The organism is Xanthomonas sp. WHRI 8393, assembly GCF_040203315.1.
In the GTDB taxonomy this organism is placed as follows: domain Bacteria; phylum Pseudomonadota; class Gammaproteobacteria; order Xanthomonadales; family Xanthomonadaceae; genus Xanthomonas; species Xanthomonas arboricola.
The window spans coordinates 1,347,575-1,366,431 of record NZ_JBEGGL010000001.1; the positions used below are offsets into that span (position 1 = coordinate 1,347,575).

At 65.7% G+C, this 18,857-nt stretch carries 11 protein-coding genes and 1 tRNA gene; 11 read left to right on the plus strand and 1 reads right to left on the minus strand.

Annotated elements, in window-relative coordinates:
- Positions 1–216 precede the first annotated feature (216 nt).
- Positions 217–291 (plus strand) — tRNA-Val (locus tag ABQ137_RS05910).
- Positions 292–597: 306 nt separating this feature from the next.
- A complete protein-coding gene (locus ABQ137_RS05915) occupies positions 598–924 on the plus strand; it encodes a hypothetical protein (RefSeq protein ID WP_039523911.1) in 327 nt (108 codons plus the stop codon).
- 205 nt (positions 925–1,129) lie between these two features.
- Here the strand turns inward: ABQ137_RS05915 and prpR are convergent, their stop codons facing one another.
- Positions 1,130–2,731 (minus strand): propionate catabolism operon regulatory protein PrpR, encoded by a 1,602-nt coding sequence (gene prpR, locus ABQ137_RS05920; protein ID WP_349781469.1) that lies wholly within the window; start codon positions 2,729–2,731, stop codon positions 1,130–1,132.
- A 146-nt stretch (positions 2,732–2,877) separates the two neighbouring features.
- On the opposite strand from prpR, the gene prpB reads away from it, so the two are divergent.
- The 9 genes from prpB to ABQ137_RS05965 all read left to right on the plus strand — a co-directional run bounded on the left by prpB (position 2,878) and on the right by ABQ137_RS05965 (position 18,795).
- The gene (gene prpB / locus ABQ137_RS05925) at positions 2,878–3,774 is read left to right on the plus strand and encodes a methylisocitrate lyase (RefSeq protein ID WP_104568847.1); all 897 of its coding nucleotides are present in this window, start codon (positions 2,878–2,880) and stop codon (positions 3,772–3,774) included.
- 75 nt (positions 3,775–3,849) lie between these two features.
- Entirely contained in the window at positions 3,850–5,004 is a 1,155-nt protein-coding gene (gene prpC, locus ABQ137_RS05930; RefSeq protein ID WP_102581866.1) for a bifunctional 2-methylcitrate synthase/citrate synthase, read from the plus strand.
- 191 nt (positions 5,005–5,195) lie between these two features.
- Positions 5,196–7,787: a Fe/S-dependent 2-methylisocitrate dehydratase AcnD gene (acnD, locus tag ABQ137_RS05935; protein ID WP_349781472.1), complete on the plus strand. Its 2,592-nt coding sequence runs from the start codon at positions 5,196–5,198 to the stop codon at positions 7,785–7,787.
- A 91-nt stretch (positions 7,788–7,878) separates the two neighbouring features.
- On the plus strand, positions 7,879–8,121 hold the full coding sequence (locus tag ABQ137_RS05940) for a type II toxin-antitoxin system ParD family antitoxin (protein ID WP_029220676.1): 243 nt from the start codon (positions 7,879–7,881) through the stop codon (positions 8,119–8,121).
- On the plus strand, positions 8,118–8,435 hold the full coding sequence (locus ABQ137_RS05945; protein WP_016903136.1) for a type II toxin-antitoxin system RelE/ParE family toxin: 318 nt from the start codon (positions 8,118–8,120) through the stop codon (positions 8,433–8,435). The genes ABQ137_RS05940 and ABQ137_RS05945 overlap by 4 nt, the downstream gene beginning before the upstream one ends.
- Positions 8,436–8,528: 93 nt before the next feature.
- On the plus strand, positions 8,529–9,728 hold the full coding sequence (gene prpF / locus ABQ137_RS05950) for a 2-methylaconitate cis-trans isomerase PrpF (RefSeq protein WP_349781474.1): 1,200 nt from the start codon (positions 8,529–8,531) through the stop codon (positions 9,726–9,728).
- Between the two features lie 188 nt (positions 9,729–9,916).
- Positions 9,917–12,133 carry a TonB-dependent receptor gene (locus ABQ137_RS05955; RefSeq protein ID WP_349781476.1) on the plus strand — a complete coding sequence of 739 codons (2,217 nt, stop codon included), beginning with the start codon at positions 9,917–9,919 and terminating at the stop codon, positions 12,131–12,133.
- Between the two features lie 106 nt (positions 12,134–12,239).
- Positions 12,240–13,217, plus strand: coding sequence for a nucleoside hydrolase (locus tag ABQ137_RS05960; RefSeq protein ID WP_349781537.1), 978 nt, complete (start codon positions 12,240–12,242; stop codon positions 13,215–13,217).
- A gap of 676 nt (positions 13,218–13,893) precedes the next feature.
- Entirely contained in the window at positions 13,894–18,795 is a 4,902-nt protein-coding gene (locus ABQ137_RS05965; protein WP_349781478.1) for an alpha-2-macroglobulin family protein, read from the plus strand.
- Positions 18,796–18,857 lie beyond the last annotated feature (62 nt).

The window sequence follows — 18,857 nt, forward strand, 5'->3', positions numbered from 1 at the left end:
GGTGCGCGTGATCGCAGTCGTGTTGGACGCGGGCCATCGAAGCTGCGTATCGGGCGTTTGAACGGCGCCGAATCGAACGCCGCGTCATCGCTGCCAGCTAGCGCGAATGCCGCGCCCGGTCATCGGAACGCGGCGTTTTCGACCGCATCATCATCGCAGTGGATGAACCTGTTGACGATCGCCGCAGCTGCCCTATAATGTGCGGCTCGCGTCATCGGGCGGTTAGCTCAGCGGTAGAGCATTGCCTTCACACGGCAAGGGTCACAAGTTCGAACCTTGTACCGCCCACCATCGAAACCCAGCAACAGCAAGGGTTTTAGCGCGAGAAGAAAAGCCGGCCATGGGCCGGCTTTTTTGTTGTCCTGCAGCGGCGGGCGAAGCCATGGGCGCCTGGTTTGGCTGACGTGGTCGTGTGGACCTGGGCCGCGCCGTCAAATGGCCGTTGTCACGATATCCGTGCGAGCGAAGTACGGAGCCTGTCGACTCAGGGGTTTGTTCAAGTCGCTGACAGCCGTGTTCATCCGGTTGTGCCTGCTTGTTGCAGGCTCGGGAACGAATCGCCATCCTGCAATCCCCCGCGTTGAAGAAGGAGTGGCGATGAAGGCGCTGCTTGGAAGTGCTCTGGTTGCAATGATGCTGCTGGCGGGCTGTGCCCGTGACGTGGGCGAGCAGTACGTGGGCAAGTGGGTCAACATGAAGTCGGAGAAGAACGTGCTCAGCATCGAGCACAACGGCGAGAGCTTCATCATTCGCGACACCACGCCGGAGCTGCTGGGCGGTGGCGTCAAGACAAGGAATCATCCGGCGATCTTGAACAAGGGCGTGCTGCAGGTATCCAACGCCGATGGCACCGTCAACTACGCGATCGACCAGGCGACCGGGCACCTGAGCACGGGCGATACCGAATACACGCGGGTCAAGTGATCGCTGCGCGCTCGCTCACTAGGTGAGTGCTGGGTGGCGTGCTGCATCTGCGGCGGGATCGCATCACCAACGTCGCGCCGACCCTGTCGTGTGATCGTGTCGCATGACCGGTCGCCGCCGACCGCCAGTCTTGCGTGCTGAAGACTCGCCGACCAACGTCTGCGCTTGCGGCCCGAGCGCGCAAGCCAAAGCCCGCAGCTGCATCTCAAGCAGGCGATGCCGACGCGTGCGCCTGCATCCAGCGCCACAACGTCGTGCGCGAGACGCCGAGCGCCTGGGCGGCGAGGGCGCGATTGCCGTTTGCGCGATCGAGCGCGGAGCGGACCGCTGCGGCGGTGAGTTGCATGCGCGAGGTTGCAAGATCGCTGTGCTCGGGGGCCGCTACGCTGCCGTCAATGCGCATGTCGAACAGCTCGGGTGCCCAGCTTCGCAATTGATCCAGGTCCAGGCTGTCGTGCGGTTGGGCCTTCCAGTGGATGCACAGGCGTTCGACCAGGTTGCGTAGTTCGCGCACGTTGCCCGGCCAGGTGTGTTGTTGCAGCCGCTGCAGCGCTGCTGGAGACAATGGCGACGGCAGCGCGCCGAGTTGCTGGAAGTAATGCGTCAACAACAAGGCGATCTCGTGGGGGCGATGACGCAGCGGCGGCAGGGCGATGCGTAACGCCGCCAGGCGATAAAAAAGGTCGCGGCGGAAGCGCCCCTGTTCGACCAGGGCCTGCAATGGTTGCAGGCTGGCGGCGATGACGCGTACGTCGACGGAAACCGGCAGTGTGGCGCCGACGCGCAGCACTTCGCGCTCTTCCAGCACGCGCAACAGGCGTGTCTGCAGCGGCATCGGCAGTTCGCCGATCTCGTCGAGAAACAGCGTGCCGTCCTGCGCGGCTTCGATCAGGCCGACATGGCCGCCGCGGCGTGCGCCGGTAAAGGCGCCGTCGCTGTAGCCGAACAATTCCGCTTCCAGCAGCGATTCGCTGATGGCGCCGCAGTTGATGGCGACGAAGCGGCCGCGCCGTCGGCTGCCGGCATGCAACTGGCGCGCGACCAGTTCCTTGCCGGTGCCGGTCTCGCCGCTGATCAATACGGTGCCCGGATGGGGGGCGTACAGCTGCACCAGCTCGCGCACCTGCGCGATTGCGGCGTCTTCGCCAAGCAATGCGTCGGTGCGCCGCACCCGGCGCGTGCCGGTGCGGCTGCCGCCGCGCTCGTTGCCGGGTGCGGTACCCAGCGCGATGGCGTGTTCGAGCGCCAGGCGGACCGAATCTGCCGAGTACAGCAGCACGCCGGGCAGACCGGCCTGCTCGGCGAAATCGATCGCCATGCCGGTGCCGACGATGACCTGGATGCCGCTGGCGCGCAGGTCGGCAATGCAGTCGCGCGCGTCTTCGGCGGTGACGAAGCGGCGGTGCTCGATGTCGAGGTCGAAGCTGTCCTGGAAGGCGCGGAACGAGGGCACGTCGGTGGCATGGGTGACCACGCCGATGCGCGGTGCGATGCGGCGTGCGCGCGCCAGCGCTTCCATCAGATCGAACCCGGTGGCCTGGATCGGCGCCAGTGGCAGTGCGAGCCGGCTACGCAGATAGGCGGCATTGGAGCCGCCGGCGACCAGTACGTCGCAGCGCTCGCGGCGCAGGCGCTGGCCGATGACCTCCACCGCCTCGGCAAAACCGAGGTTGACTTGCTCGATGCGCGCGCGCTGGTCGAACTCGGGGATGACGTCGGCCAGCAGGCCGGTCAGGCGAGAGACGCTGACGGTCCAGATGACCGGTGGAGAGGGCTCCATCGGCTCGGTAAACCTGGGGCTGCGCATCGTTGGTGCCACGTTGCAAGGATGTTGCATGCTGCTCGTTGCGTTGCAGGTTTGCAACATATGGGTCGTTCTGGCCAAATCGAATCAATGACTTGGCGTTGGCATGCCATTTGCGCCTAATCCCGTATCCCAACCCTGGAATCGCCATGACGTCCTCACCCACCGCTTCCGCCGGCATGCGCTTCCGCGCTGCGCTGGCTGCCGAATCGCCGCTGCAGGTGATCGGTGCGATCAATGCCAACCATGCGCTGCTGGCGCAGCGTGCCGGCTACCAGGCCATCTACCTGTCTGGCGGCGGTGTAGCGGCTGGTTCGCTGGGGCTGCCGGACCTGGGCATCAATACGCTGGAAGACGTGCTGATCGACGTGCGCCGCATCACCGATGTCTGCGAGCTGCCGCTGCTGGTGGATGTGGACACCGGCTTCGGGCCGAGCGCGTTCAATATCGAGCGCACCATCAAGTCGCTGATTAAGGCGGGCGCAGCCGGCTGCCATATCGAGGACCAGGTCGGCGCCAAGCGTTGCGGGCATCGGCCGGGCAAGGAGATCGTCAGCCAGGCCGAGATGGTCGACCGGGTCAAGGCGGCGGCCGATGCCAAGACCGATGCGGCGTTCTTCTTGATTGCGCGCACCGATGCGATCCAGATGGAAGGCGTGGATGCGGCGATCGAACGTGCGATCGCCTGCGTGGAAGCTGGTGCCGACGGCATCTTTGCCGAAGCCGCGTACGACCTGGACACCTACAAGCGGTTTGTCGATGCAGTGGGCGTGCCGGTGCTGGCCAACATCACCGAATTCGGCAAGACGCCGCTGTTCACGCGCGACCAGCTTGCGCAGGCCGGTGTGGCGATCCAGCTGTTTCCGCTGTCGGCATTCCGTGCGGCCAACAAGGCGGCCGAGGCGGTCTATACCGCGATTCGGCGCGATGGCCATCAGCAGGCCGTGCTGGACACCATGCAGACGCGCGAAGAGCTGTACGAGCGCATCGGCTACCACGGCTACGAGCAGCGCCTGGACGCGTTGTTTGCACGCAAAGGCGCATGATCGCGCCTTGCTGCGTGCAGGTTTGGCCACTTCATCCGTGACACCGCAACACGACACCGTTTGGGAGCGCATCGCATGAACGACACCGTCAATCCCGGCTTCAAGCCGAAGAAATCCGTCGCACTGTCCGGCACTGCTGCAGGCAACACCGCGCTGTGCACGGTGGGCCGCAGCGGCAACGATCTGCATTACCGCGGCTACGACATCCTGGATCTGGCCACCACCAGCGAGTTCGAGGAAATTGCCTATCTGCTGGTGCACGGCAAGCTGCCCAACAACGGCGAACTGCGCGGCTACAAGGCCAAGCTGCGTTCGCTGCGCGGCGTGCCGGCGGCAGTGAAAACCGCACTGGAGCAGCTGCCGCCGTCGGCGCATCCGATGGATGTGATGCGCACCGGGGTGTCGGTGCTGGGCTGCCTGCAGCCGGAAAAGGACGATCACAATCATCCCGGCGCGCGCGATATCGCCGACAAGCTGATGGCCTCGCTGGGATCGATGCTGCTGTACTGGTACCACTACAGCCACAACGGCAAGCGCATCGAGGTGGAAACCGACGACGACTCGATCGGCGGGCACTTCCTGCATCTGCTGCACGGGTTCGCGCCGAAGGACTCATGGGTGCGTGCGATGCACACCAGCCTGATCCTGTACGCCGAGCACGAGTTCAATGCCTCCACGTTTGCAAGCCGGGTGATCGCCGGCACCGGCAGCGACATGTACAGCGCCATCGCCGGCGGCATCGGCGCGTTGCGCGGGCCCAAGCATGGCGGCGCCAACGAGGTGGCCTTCGAGGTGCAGAAGCGCTACGACACCCCGGACGAGGCCGAGGCCGACATCAAGGCGCGTGTGGAACGCAAGGAAGTGGTGATCGGCTTCGGGCACCCGGTCTACACCGTGTCCGATCCGCGCAACAAGGTGATCAAGGAGGTGGCGCGCGAACTCTCCGATGAGCAGGGCAGCCGCAAGATGTACGACATCGCCGAGCGCCTGGAGACGGTGATGTGGGACATCAAGAAGATGTTCCCGAACCTGGATTGGTTCAGTGCGGTCAGCTACCACATGATGGGCGTGCCGACGGCGATGTTTACGCCGCTGTTCGTGCTGGCGCGCACTGCCGGGTGGAGCGCGCACATCATCGAGCAGCGCATGGACGGCAAGATCATTCGTCCCTCGGCCAATTACACCGGCCCGGAAGATCAGGTCTTCGTACCGCTGGATCAACGCTCCTGAGGACGCGCCAGCGGTTGGATTGATCTGCCGATCGCCTTCGATCAACGAAGGCGATAAGACGATGGCAACCGCAACGAGAGATGGCAGTCCCCCCACACGCCGGAAATCATGAATCCGATTCCCGATTCCCGATTCCCGAATCCCGAATCCCGAATCCCGAATACCCCCCGCCCGCTTCGATATCGCCAGCCATGAACAGCCAGTACCGCAAGCCCTTGCCGGGCACCTCGTTGGACTACTTCGATGCACGCGCCGCCGTGGATGCGCTGCAACCCGGCGCCTACGCAGGGCTGCCGTACACCGCACGTGTGCACGCGGAGAATCTGGTGCGGCGTGCCGAACCGCAGATGCTGGAGGCGTACCTGCGCCAGCTGATCGAGCGCAGGCGCGACCTGGATTTTCCATGGTTTCCGGCGCGGGTGGTCTGTCACGACATTCTGGGGCAGACCGCGCTGGTCGACCTGGCCGGGCTGCGCGATGCAATCGCCGAACAGGGTGGCGACCCGGCGCAGGTCAACCCGGTGGTGCCGGTGCAGTTGATCGTCGATCACTCGCTGGCGGTGGAATACGCCGGTTTCGACAAGCAGGCCTTCGCCAAGAATCGCAGCGTGGAAGATCGGCGCAACGCCGACCGCTTCCATTTCATCGAGTGGACCAAGCGCGCATTCGAAAACATGGAAGTGATTCCGCCGGGCAACGGGATCATGCATCAGATCAATCTGGAGAAGATGTCGCCGGTGATCTACACGCTCGATGGCGTGGCGTTCCCCGATACCTGCGTAGGCACCGACAGCCACACCCCGCATGTGGATGCGCTGGGTGTGATCGCAGTGGGCGTGGGCGGGCTGGAAGCGGAAAACGTGATGCTGGGGCGCGCCTCGTGGATGCGGCTGCCCGACATCATCGGTGTGGAACTGCTGGGCCGGCCGGCGCCCGGCATTACCGCTACCGACATCGTGCTGGCCCTGACCGAGTTCCTGCGGCAGCAACGTGTGGTCGGTGCCTATCTGGAGTTCTACGGGGCCGGCGCCAGCGCGCTGACCATCGGCGATCGCGCGACCATCTCCAACATGACGCCGGAGTTCGGTGCCACTGCGGCAATGTTCTATATCGATCAGCAGACGCTGGATTACCTGCGCCTGACCGGGCGCGAGGACGCACAGATCGCCTTGGTGGAGACCTACGCGCGGCACACCGGCCTGTGGGCGGATGACCTGGTCACAGCGCAGTACGAGCGTGTGCTGCAGTTCGACCTGTCGAGCGTGGTGCGCAACATGGCCGGGCCATCCAATCCGCACAAACGCGTGGCCACCAGCGAGCTGGCCGAGCGCGGCATTGCCGGCGTCTGGGATGCCGTGCCGGGCCAGATGCCCGATGGCGCGGTGATCATCGCCGCGATCACTTCGTGCACCAATACCTCCAACCCGCGCAATGTCATTGCCGCCGGCTTGCTGGCGCGCAATGCGAACGCACGCGGACTGACGCGCAAACCCTGGGTGAAAAGTTCGCTGGCGCCGGGCTCCAAGGCGGTGCAGTTGTACCTGGAAGAGGCCGGGTTGCTGGGGGAGCTGGAACAACTGGGTTTCGGCATCGTCGCGTTTGCCTGCACCACCTGTAATGGCATGAGCGGTGCGCTGGACCCTGCGATCCAGCAGGAGATCATCGACCGCGATCTGTATGCCACCGCGGTGTTGTCGGGCAACCGCAATTTCGACGGGCGCATCCATCCGTATGCGAAGCAGGCGTTTCTGGCATCGCCGCCGTTGGTGATTGCCTATGCCATCGCCGGCACGGTGCGCTTCGATATCGAAAAGGATGTGCTGGGCATCGATGCCGATGGCGTGGCGGTGACGCTCAAGGACCTGTGGCCGAGCGATGCGGAGATCGATGCAGTGGTGGCGCGCAGCGTCAAGCCAGAGCACTTCCGCAGCGTCTACGACCCGATGTTCAAGCGCAGCGTGGGGCAGGGCATCCAGGTGAGCCCGTTGTACGACTGGCGGCCGGCCAGCACCTACATCCGGCGCCCGCCGTACTGGGAAGGCGCGCTTGCCGGTGCACGCAGTTTGCAGGGCCTGCGCCCGTTGGCGGTGCTGGGCGACAACATCACCACCGACCATCTGTCGCCGTCGAATGCGATCCTGGCCGGCAGCGCGGCAGGCGAATACCTGGCGCAGATGGGCGTGCCGGAGGAAGACTTCAATTCCTACGCCACCCATCGCGGCGATCACCTCACCGCGCAGCGCGCCACCTTCGCCAACCCCAAGCTGGTCAACGAAATGGCGGTGATCGATGGACAGGTCACCGCCGGTTCGCTGACGCGGCTGGAACCGGAAGGGCAGGTGCTGCGCATGTGGGAGGCGATCGAAACCTACATGATGCGCAAGCAGCCGCTGATCATCATTGCCGGTGCCGATTACGGGCAGGGCTCCTCGCGCGACTGGGCGGCCAAGGGCGTGCGTCTGGCCGGGGTGGAGGTGATCGTGGCCGAAGGCTTCGAGCGGATCCACCGCACCAACCTGATCGGCATGGGCGTGTTGCCGCTGGAGTTCAAGCCGGGCACCGACCGCAAGACGCTGGGCATCGATGGCAGCGAAACCTTCGATGTGGTCGGCGAGCGCACGCCGGGCGCGACACTGACGCTGTCTATCCATCGGCGCAACGGCGAGCAGGTGCAGGTGCCGGTCATCTGCCGCCTGGATACCGCCGAGGAAGTGTCCATCTACGAGGCGGGCGGCGTGCTGCAACGGTTTGCGCAGGATTTTCTTGAGGCCTCGGCAGCCTGATGGCTTCGACGCCCGAGGACGCCAGGTCGCCCGCTTGCACCCACCCGTGCAGGCGCGCACACTTTGGCAATCTTTGCCATCAGGAGGTCGCATGGCCACGATGAATATCTCTTTGCCCGACGAGCTCAAGCAGTTCGTCGATCAGCAAGTTCAGGAGCACGCCTACGGTTCCAGCAGCGAGTACCTGCGCGAACTGATCCGCAAGCAACGTGATGTGGAACAGCTGCGTGGGTTGCTGCTGGATGGGGCCAACTCCGGGCCGGCCGTGGCAACGGAACCTGATTTCTTCGACAAGATGCGTGAGCGCGCGCAGGCACGCGCTGCCAGCAAGTGAAGCCGGCGCGCTGGCGCCCATTGGCGCTGCGTGACGTCGACGAAGCCGCTGCGTGGTATGGCGAACAAGCCGGGCTCGCGCTGGAACTGGCGTTTGCCGACGCGCTGGAGTCGGCGGTCAAGATGCTGATGCAGCACCCGGGTGTCGGTTCCAGCCGACATGCGGTGCTGTTGAAGCTGCAGGACCTGCGGGTGTGGCCACTCAAGGGATTTCCCTATTTGATTTTCTACATCGAACGCGACACGGACATCGTCATCTGGCGTGTGCTGCAGATGCAGCGCGACATTCCTGCGTGGATGAGCGGCGACGCCTGAGCGGTTCGACGCGAGTTTTGCCTCAACTCTCCGGCAGCGCCGCAGTCAGTGCGTCTTCGCTGTGATCACGATCAACCGAGATAGACCAAGCCCATGACCCCGCTCCCCCAACTCCGCATCCCGGCCACCTACATGCGTGGCGGCACCAGTAAGGGCGTGTTCTTTCGTCTGCAGGATCTGCCCGCCGCCGCGCAGCAGCCCGGGCCTGCGCGCGATGCGTTGTTGCTGCGGGTGGTCGGCAGCCCCGATCCCTACGGCAAGCAGATCGATGGCATGGGCGGGGCGACCTCCAGCACCAGCAAGAGCGTGATCGTGTCGGCCAGTACCCGTGCCGGGCACGATGTGGACTACCTGTTCGGGCAGGTGTCCATCGACAGCGCGTTCGTGGACTGGAGCGGCAACTGCGGCAACCTGTCGGCGGCGGTGGGACCGTTTGCGATCGCCAATGGCTTGGTCGATGCCGCGCGGGTGCCGCGCGACGGCTTGGCGACGGTGCGGATCTGGCAGGCCAATATCGGCAAGACCATTGTGGCGCATGTGCCGATGACCGATGGCCAGGTGCAGGAAACCGGCGACTTCGAACTGGATGGGGTGACCTTTCCTGCCGCCGAAGTGCAGCTGGAATTTCTCGACCCGGCCGACGATGCCGAAGGCGAGGGCGGGGCGATGTTCCCCACCGGCCAGCTGATCGATCAGCTGGAGATTCCCGGCCTGGGCACGATCGCCGCAACGCTGATCAATGCCGGCATTCCGACCATCTTCGTCAACGCGCGCGACCTGGGCTATACCGGTACCGAGCTGCAGGAGACGATCAATGGCGACCCGCGTGCATTGACGATGTTCGAGACCCTGCGTGCGCACGGCGCGGTGCGGATGGGCTTGATTGCGAAGGTGGAAGACGCAGCAACGCGGCAGCACACGCCGAAGGTGGCGTTCGTGGCGCCGCCGGCCGATTACACCGCCTCCAGCGGCAAACCGGTGCACGCTGCCGAACTCGATCTGCTGGTGCGGGCGATGTCGATGGGCAAGTTGCATCACGCCATGATGGGCACCGCCGCGGTGGCGATTGGCACCGCGGCCGCCGTGCCCGGCACCCTGGTCAATCTGGCAGCGGGCGGCGCGGCGCGTTCTGCGGTGCGCTTCGGGCATCCCTCCGGGACCTTGCGCGTCGGCGCCGAGGCGCAGCTGGTGGACGGCCAGTGGCAGGTGACCAAGGCGCTGATGAGCCGCAGTGCGCGGGTGCTGATGGAAGGTTGGGTGCGGGTGCCGGTCGACGCTACCGGGGGCGGCTGATCGCCCGCTGAGACTGGGCAGGCCCCAACGCACAAATTGCACGCGCGTGTTGCATTAATTCGAACGCCTTTTCGAATTCGGAAAACTTTTTCGCACGCGCTCTGCCAAATTTGTGTAAATCGTGTTAATTCTGTTGCAACGCGGCATGCAGATCAGGCCGCTCCGCCAACCGAATTCGGAGTCTTCCCATGTCCGCCAGCCGGTCGCTCAAGATCAGCGCGCTCGCCGTTGCCGTTGCTTCCCTTCTCCCGCTCCATGCCGCTGCCCAGCAGGCGCCCGGCGACGATGGTGTCGTGCGCCTGGACGCGGTCAAGGTCACGGTCGAGCGCCGCTCGGAAGATTCCAAGGACGTGCCGGTCTCGGCATCGGTGCTGCGTCCGGAATTCCTGGATGCCATCTCCACCAGCGGCTCAGATATCCGCGTGCTTGCGGGCAAGGCGCCCAGCCTCAACATCGAATCGTCCAACGGCCGTGTGTTCCCGCGCGTGTACATCCGCGGCTACGGCAACACCGACTTCAACACCTATGCCTCGCAGCCGGTGTCGCTGATCTATGACGACGTGGTGCAGGAAAATGCATTCCTGAAGGGCTTCCCGATCTTCGATCTGGAAGGCCTGGAAGTGCTGCGCGGCCCGCAGGGCACGCTGTTCGGCCGCAACACGCCGGCCGGCGTGGTCAAGTTCAACTCGGTCAAGCCGGCCATCGGCGCCAATGACGGCTACGCCAGCCTGTCCTACGGCACCTACGGCACCATGACCCTGGAAAGCGGCCTGAGCATCGCCATGGGCGACCATTGGGCGGCGCGTCTGTCCACGCTGGGCCAGCGCCGCGACGACTGGGTGGAAAACCGCGATGGCCGCGATCTGGAAGGCTATACCGACTCGGCCGTGCGCCTGCAGCTGCTGTACCAAGCCAGCGACGATTTCAGCGCCTTGTTCAACGCGCATGCGCGTCACCTGGACGGCACCGCACGCTTGTTCCGCGCCAACATCATCCAGCCCGGCACCAACCAGCTGGTGGACGGCTTCGACGAAGAGAAGTCCTTCATCGACGGCGCCAACAACCAGGAACTGCAGACCTACGGCGGCAGCGCCAATCTGACCTGGGACCTGGGCGACATCGCGCTGCACTCGATCACTGCCTACGAGGGCATCGGCAAGTACTACAGCCGCGGTGATATCGACGGCGGCTTCGGCGCGGTGTTCGCACCGCCGTCCGGCCCGGGCGTGATTCCGTTCCCGGTGGAAACCGCCGGCGGCATCAAGAGCCTGGACCAGTACAGCCAGGAACTGCGTGCCGAATCGCAATACGAAGGCCCGCTCAACTGGCAGGCCGGCCTGTACTACTTCCACGACGATGTGGAAGGCGAAAACTACACCTACAACACCTTCAGCGGCGGCGATCTGGCCAGCTACCAGCTGACCCGCCAGCGCAACACCTCGTGGGCGGCGTTCGGCTCGTTGAACTATGCGGCCACCGATCGCCTGAACCTGCGCGCCGGCATCCGCTACACCTACGACAAGAAGACCTTCGACGTGCTGGCGCTGGACCGCGTCACGCTGGTCGAGCCGTCCAGCGGCGAGACCGACAATTCCAAGGTCACCGGCGATCTGGCGGCCACCTTCGCCATCAACGACGCCGTCAACGTGTACGCCCGTGCCGCACGCGGCTTCCGCGGCGCCAGCTTCGGCGTGCCCTCGGGCACCGCGCCGCTGACCGTGGCCGAGCCGGAGACGGTGGATTCGTTCGAGATCGGCATCAAGTCCGACCTGTTCGACAACCGCGCGCGTCTGAGCTTTGACATCTACGATTTCCGCGTCAAGAACCAGCAGCTCACCGCAGTGGGCGGCGTCTCCAACGACGTGCGCCTGCTCAACGCCGACAAGACCAAGGCGCGCGGCGCCGAGTTCGACTTCGAAGCGCTGCTCACCCAGAACCTGCGCGTCACCGCCGGCGGCGCCTACAACTGGACCCGCATCGACGACCCGACCCTGTCGGTGGGCGTATGCCGCACCTGCACCGTGACCGACCCGCTCAATGCGGCCGGCAATGCCATCATCGACGGCAACGACCTGCCGCAGGCTGCCAAGTGGATGGCCAACGCCACCCTGCGTTACGGCATCCCGATGGGCAACGACGGCGAGCTGTTCTTCTACACCGACTGGTCCTACCGCAGCGAAGTGAACTTCTTCCTGTACGACTCCAAGGAGTTCACCGGCCAGCCGCTGGTCGAGGGCGGCGCCAAGATCGGCTACAACTGGGGCGCGGGCGCCTACGAGTTGTCGGTGTTCTGCCGCAACTGCACCAACCAGATCCGCGTGACCGGTGCGATCGACTTCAACAACCTCACCGGCTTCATCAACGACCCGCGCATCGTCGGCGCGCAGTTCCGCGCCAACTTCTGATCGGCGTCGTGGTGTAGCACTATCGAACCGCCGGCCAACATGCCGGCGGTTTTTTTATGGTCGCAGGAGTGGATACATGCAGCGGAGATGGCGAAACATGTGGTGGATGCTGGGGCTATGGTGTGCGTCGGCAGTGGCATGGGCGCAGACGCCTGCCGCCACTGCAGCGCAGCCAACGCCCACATCGACGTCGACGTCCCCCGAGTTGCTGGTGGTCTCCACCGATATCGGCGACGACATCGACGATGCGTTTGCGCTCGGGTTGTTGCTGCGTAGCCCGCAGCTGCATGTGCTGGGCATCGCATCGGCCTGGGGCGATACCAACTTGCGTGCGCAGTTGCTGCAGCGCCTGTTGCAGCAGGCCGGGCGCAGCGAGATTCCGTTGGCGGTGGGCGCACGCACCATCAGCGCGATCCCCTTCAGCCAGGCGCGCTGGGCCGCCAGGGGACAGTTGCCCGGCAAGCTGCCGGATGCGGCGGCGATGATCCTGCAGCAGGCGCGCCTGCACCCTGGCAAGGTGACCTTGCTGGTATTGGGGCCGATGACCGACGCCGCAGTGGCGCAGCAGCGCGACCCGGCCGGCTTTGCCAAGCTCAAGCGTATCGTGGCGATGGGCGGTTCGGTACGCGTCGGCTACGGCAAGTCGGCTTATCGTCCGGCCAGCGCGCCGGCGCCGGAGTACAACATCCTGGCCGATGTGCCGGCGGCGCAGCGGGTGTTCGCGGCCGGCGTGCCGATCGTGTTGCTGCCCTTGGACGCCACCCAGATCACGCTGGAAGAACCCGAGCGCATCGCCTTGTTTGCACATGGCGATGGGCTCACTGATGCGCTCACCCAGCTGTATTACCAGTGGCGCAATACCGACCAGCCCTGGGCCAGCGCCACGCCGACCTTGTTCGACGCAGTGCCGGTGGCCTGGCTGCTGCGCCCCGACCTGTGCCCGACCACGCCGCTGCATCTGGACGTCGATGCGCAGGGCTACACCCGCGAAGGCACAGACACGCCGAACGTGCAGGCCTGCCTGCGCGCGGACAAGCCGGCGTTGATCGACCTGTACATGCGCACGGTGCTGCAGTTGCGCTAGGAGTGGCTATCAAGATGTGGTGAGCGCCGGCTTGGTGGCGAGCGCAGTGGTTTTATTGGCCGTACTTTGGGATGCAGTCAAAAGCCTGGTTGGTCGTGTGCGCGGTGCCCTCACCGCTCGCGGGACACGCCGCAAGTACGTCCTTGTAGGCTCGGTGGCGGCATCCATGCCGCCACACGGTCCCGCAATCGGCGAGGACACCGCACCAGAAAATGCGTCGGTTGCTTGGTTGAACGCCTGCTTGTTGCTCTGCTTGTGATGGAACGTTTGTTGGACGCACCATCCTCCGAACAATGCACGCCATGCCCTGTGCGCCCCTGCACACCGACCATCTCGACTGGTCCTTGCCCGCCCACCGTCGCGGGACCTTACGCGGCATGGATGCCGCGTAAGAGCCTACAGGGACGTACTTGCGGCGTGTCCTGCGATGGTGGGCGGGCAAGGGCCCTGCAGCCAGTCCGCAACTCAGCGACCTGCCATGGACCGGCGTCAAACCATTGCGCTTACCACCGGTCGGGCGCGGCGGTCCCATCGCAGCGCTGGCCCGGTGGCGCGTCATCGCCGCCCATCGGCAAGTCCTTGCGTCGCCCCATGCCGCCATCGGTGAAGTGAACGGCATCGCTATACTTGCGTCCTCAGTCATGGGGTAGTGCGAATGGATAGCCGGGAATCAGGGATGAAGCGGTCGGGTACGCGGCGCATGTTGCTGTGGGTGGTCTTGCTGGGCGTGGCGATCGGCGCGGTGGCGTGCAAGCGCAACGAAAGCGGCCAGCTGCCTGCCGCCAGTGGCGAGGCGATCAAGGCCGACAAGCAGGCCATCACCGGTTTTGCGCTGGCGCGCGCCTATCCCGACCAGACCGGCGACGGCCTGTCGCTGGCGCTGGAATTCTCGCGGCCGTTGGTGGGCACGCAGGACTTCGATGCGCTGGTGCGTTTCGAGGAAAAGGTCGGCACCGGCGACAGCAGCTGGACCCTGTCCGACGACGGCAAGACGCTGCGCTACCCGTACGTGGAAGCGGCCAAGGACTACACCGTCCTGGTCGACGCCAACCTGCTGGCCGCCGATGGCAGCCGCCTGGGCAAGCCGCTCAAGCAGAAGGTCTACACCGGCGCGCTCAAGCCAGTGGCCGGGTTCGCTTCGCAAGGCAGCGTGCTGCCGGCACGCGAGAGCCGCGGTCTGCCGGTGGTGTCGGTCAACGTGCCGGAAGTGGACGTGGAGTTCCTGCGCGTGCGCGAGAAGTCGCTGCCGGCGTTCTTCCAGCAGTTCCAGCGCGGCGGTCGTCGCGGCAGCTGGGAGCTGGAGAGCGAATATAACGACAAGCAGCCGTTGTCCAAGCTGGCCGACCCGGTGTACGTCAATCGTTTCATTCTCGGCGGCAAGCAGAACGAGCGCGTGCTGACCTACCTGCCCACGCAGGACATCAAGGAGCTGCAGGAGCCGGGCCTGTACTTTGCGGTGATGAAGCGTGCCGGCAGTTTCGACAATGGCTTCGATACCGCGTTCTTTACCGTCAGCGACATCGGCCTGCACACGCGCGCCTACAAGGACAAGCTGTTCGTGCACACCGCCTCGCTGCAAAGCGGCGAGCCGATCAAGAACGTGGAGGTGCGCGTCCTCGATGCCAAGGGCGAGCTGTTCCTCAAGGGCGCCACCGACGGCAACGGCAATGCGCTGCTCAACTACACGCTCGATGCCGGCCACGTGCTGGTGGCGCGCAGCAAGACCGATATCTCGGTGCTGCCGTTCAACCAGCCGGCGCTGGACCTGAGCGAATTTGCGGTGGCCGGGCGCGAGAGCGCCTGGTTCGACGTGTTCGCCTGGGCCGGCCGCGACCTGTATCGCCCTGGCGAGACCATGCGCGTGTCGGCGATCCTGCGCGACAACGACGGCAAGCCGACCAAGCCGCAACCGGTGTTCCTGCGCCTCAAGCAGCCGGACGGCAAGACCTTCCGCGAGACCAAGCTGCAGCCGGGCGAGCAGGGCTATTTCGAATTCAGCCAGCAGATTCCGGCCGATGCGCCGACCGGCCGCTGGCAGGTGGAATTCCGCACCGATCCGGCCAGCAAGGACGCCGTGCAGGGCATGACCGTGCGCGTGGAAGAGTTCCTGCCCGAGCGCATGAAGCTGGATCTGGACAGCACCCAAAAGACCCTGAGCGCCGGCCAGCCGTTCACGCTGGTCGCCAATGCCGCGTACCTGTATGGCGCGCCGGCCGACGGCAACCGCTTCACCGCCAAGCTTGCGGTCAGCGTCGAGCAGCACCCGCTCGAGTCCTTGCCGGGCTGGTTCTTCGGCGACCCCACGCTGGAGCTGCCGCGCGACGCCAAGGACGTGATCGACACCGAGTTCGGCAGCGATGGCGTATTGCGCGAAGACATCGCGCTGCCTGCCGAAGCCAAGCCGGTCAGCACGATTGCGGCGGTGGTCTCGGGCAGCGTGTACGAGACCGGCGGGCGCACCGTCACCCGCAGCGTCAAGCGCGTGCTGTGGCCGGCCAAGGCGCTGGTCGGCGTACGCCCCCTGTTCGACGACAAGGAGGGCACCGACGCCAACGGCACCGCGCGCTTCGAAATCACCCGCGTGGATGCCGATGGCAAGCCGCAGCCGGTCAAGGGCCTGAAGGCCACGTTGGTGCGCGAGCTGCGCGACTACCACTGGAACTACACCGACGACCATTGGGATTACGACTTCACCCGCCGCTTCGAGAACAAGGACATGCGCACGCTCGACATCGCCGGCGGCAATGCCAAGCTCGAGGTTCCGGTGGAGTGGGGCGAGTACCGCCTGGACGTGTTCGACCCGTCCACCGGGCTGACCACGCGCTACCCGTTCCGCGCCGGCTGGAGCTGGAACGACGAAAACCGCGGCCTGGACGCGCGCCCGGACAAGGTCAAGCTGGCCTTGGACAAGACCGCCTATCGTGCCGGCGACACGCTCACCGTCACGCTGACCCCGCCGCATGCCGGCAAGGGCGTGCTGCTGGTGGAAAGCGACAAGCTGCTGTACGTGCAGGACATCGACGTCAAGCCGGGCAGCAGCTTCGAAATTCCGGTGACCGACGCGTGGGAACGCCACGATGTCTACGTCACCGCGTTGGTGTTCCGCGGCGGCAGTGCGCCGAGCAAGATCACCCCGGCGCGTGCGGTGGGCGTGGCGTATGTGCCGATGGATCGCAAGGCGCGACGCGTGGCGGTGGGCCTGGCTGCGCCCAAGCAGATGCGCCCCGAGCAGGCGTTGCCGGTGACGGTGAGCGTGCCCGAGCTGGCCGGCAAGGCGGCGCACGTGACCATCTCGGCGGTGGACGTGGGCATCCTCAACATCACCCGCTTCCCGGTGCCCGATGCCAACGCGCAGTTCTTCGCGCAGCGTCGTCTGGGCACCGATGCCTACGACATCTATGGCCGCGTGATCGAGAGCTTCGAAGGCGCCAGCGGCAAGCTCAAGTTCGGCGGCGACATGGCGCTGGAAGCCTTGCCGCAGGCCAAGCGCCCGACCGCGCGCGTGCAGACCGTGGACCTGTTCTCCGGCTCGGTGAAGCTCGATGCCAAGGGCAATGCGCGCGTGCAACTGCCGGTGCCGGATTTCAACGGCACGCTGCGGGTGTCGGCGTTGGTGTATTCGGATACGCGGTTCGGCAACCACGCGGTGGAAACCGTGGTGCGCGCCCCGATCCTGGCCGAGGCCAGCATGCCGCGCGTGATGGCGCCGGGCGACCGCAGCACGGTGACGCTGGATGTGCAGAACTTCACCGGCAAGCCGGGCGAGTTCAATGTGCGCGTGGACGGGATCGGCCCGCTGGCCATCGCCGAGGCGGCGCGCAGCGTCAAGCTTGGTGTGGATGCCAAGCAGACGCTGAGCTTCCCGCTGACCGCCACCGAAGGCTATAGCGTGGCCAAGGTGCGCGTACGTGTGGACGGCAACGGCTTCAAGGCCGACCGCAGCTACGACCTGCCGGTGCGTGCCGGCTGGCCGCAGGTGTTGCGTGCGCAGACGCGCGTGCTCGATCCGCTGGCGCCGATCACCCTGGACAGCGGCTTTGCCGATGGCCTGATGGCCGGCTCGGTGACCGCGCGCATGGTGGTCAGCCCGCTGCCGCCGATTCCGTTCGCCAGCGCCCTGCAGGGTGCGTTGGACTATCCGTATGGCTGCGCCGAGCAGACCACCAGCAAGGGTTACGCCGCGCTCTTGCTCGACGATGCCACCGCCAGGGCACTGGGCACCAAGGGGCTGGAGGCGGCCAAGCGCCGCGAGCGCATGGAAGGCGCATTCGGTCGCCTGGCTTCGATGCAGATCGCCAGCGGGCATTTTTCGATGTGGGGCGACGACGGTTACGTCAATCCGGGCCTGACCCCGTACATCGCCGAGTTCCTGCTCGACGCCAAGGATGCCGGCTTTGCGGTGCCCGACAACGTGCTGCAGAAGGCGCTCAATCGACTCAGCGAGGACCTGCTGTCCGGTGGCAACGAGTTCTACGGGCAGGACCGCCGCGATAGCCTGAAGTTCGCCAACCAGGCCTGGTCCGGCTATGTGCTGGCACGCGTCAACCGCGCGCCGCTGGGCACGCTGCGCGCGTTGTACGACAACCAGCGCGACAAGGCATTGACCGGCTTGTCGCTGGTGCATCTGGGCGCGGCATTGTCGCTGCAGGGCGACACCAAGCGTGGGCAGGCGGCGATCAAGGCGGGTTTTGCCAAGGACAGCAGCGAGCGCCCGCCGTACTTCGCCGATTACGGCAGCGCGATTCGCGACGATGCCTTGATGATGGCGTTGCTGCACGAGCGTGGCTTGTCCAAGCCCGAGTACGACACCCGCGCAGTGGCATTGGGCCGCGCGCTGGATGCACGCCGCGCCACCGGCTGGCTGTGGCTGAGTACGCAGGAGCAGGTGGCGCTGGCGCGCTTGGGCAAGGCCTTGATGGTCGGGCAGGGCAAGCAGGTGTCCGGCACCTTGACTGTTGGCGGCCAGACGCAGGAGATTGCGCCGGCACGCCTGTTCGGGCGCAGTTTCGACAGCGCCGCCCTGGCGCGCGGCGTGCAGTTCGCGCCGCAGGGCGAGGCACCGATGTACGCCAGCCTGGAGGTGGCCGGCATCCCGCGCAGCGCGCCGGAGCCGGACACGCGCAACCTCAGCGTGGAGCGCAGCTGGTACACCACCGACGGCAAACCGTGGACCCCGCGTGCATTGAAGGAAGGCGAAGCGCTGATCGTGCGCGTCACCATCACCGCCAACAGCGACATGCCCGACGCGCTGCTGACCGACCTGCTGCCGGCCGGCCTGGAGATCGAGAACTTCAATCTCGGCGATGCCAAGCAATGGGCCGATGTGGTGGTGGACGGCATCGGCATCAGCGAGCGTTCCAGCGCCGCCGACGTCAAGCACGAAGAGTTCCGCGACGACCGTTACGTGGCCGCGCTGGCGCTGTCCTCGGGCAGCAAGGCGCAGTTGTATTACCTGGTGCGCGCAGTCACCCCGGGCACCTACACGGTGCCGCCATCGTTGGTGGAAGACATGTACCGCCCCGAGCTGCGCGGCGTGGGGCGCAGCACGCCAGCGACGATGACGGTGGTGCAGCCGTAGGGCGACAAGGTAGGAGCGCGCTCGCGCGCGATGGGGCGTTACCGGTAACGCCCCATCGCGCG

Excerpts from the sequence above, each read along its gene's own strand:
- ABQ137_RS05915 (WP_039523911.1), top strand. The coding sequence starts at position 598 with ATGAAGGCGCTGCTTGGAAGTGCTCTGGTTGCAATGATGCTGCTGGCG.
- prpR (WP_349781469.1), bottom strand. The coding sequence starts at position 2,731 with ATGCGCAGCCCCAGGTTTACCGAGCCGATGGAGCCCTCTCCACCGGTC.
- prpB (WP_104568847.1), top strand. The coding sequence starts at position 2,878 with ATGACGTCCTCACCCACCGCTTCCGCCGGCATGCGCTTCCGCGCTGCG.
- prpC (WP_102581866.1), top strand. The coding sequence starts at position 3,850 with ATGAACGACACCGTCAATCCCGGCTTCAAGCCGAAGAAATCCGTCGCA.
- acnD (WP_349781472.1), top strand. The coding sequence starts at position 5,196 with ATGAACAGCCAGTACCGCAAGCCCTTGCCGGGCACCTCGTTGGACTAC.
- ABQ137_RS05940 (WP_029220676.1), top strand. The coding sequence starts at position 7,879 with ATGGCCACGATGAATATCTCTTTGCCCGACGAGCTCAAGCAGTTCGTC.
- prpF (WP_349781474.1), top strand. The coding sequence starts at position 8,529 with ATGACCCCGCTCCCCCAACTCCGCATCCCGGCCACCTACATGCGTGGC.
- ABQ137_RS05955 (WP_349781476.1), top strand. The coding sequence starts at position 9,917 with ATGTCCGCCAGCCGGTCGCTCAAGATCAGCGCGCTCGCCGTTGCCGTT.
- ABQ137_RS05960 (WP_349781537.1), top strand. The coding sequence starts at position 12,240 with ATGCTGGGGCTATGGTGTGCGTCGGCAGTGGCATGGGCGCAGACGCCT.
- ABQ137_RS05965 (WP_349781478.1), top strand. The coding sequence starts at position 13,894 with ATGAAGCGGTCGGGTACGCGGCGCATGTTGCTGTGGGTGGTCTTGCTG.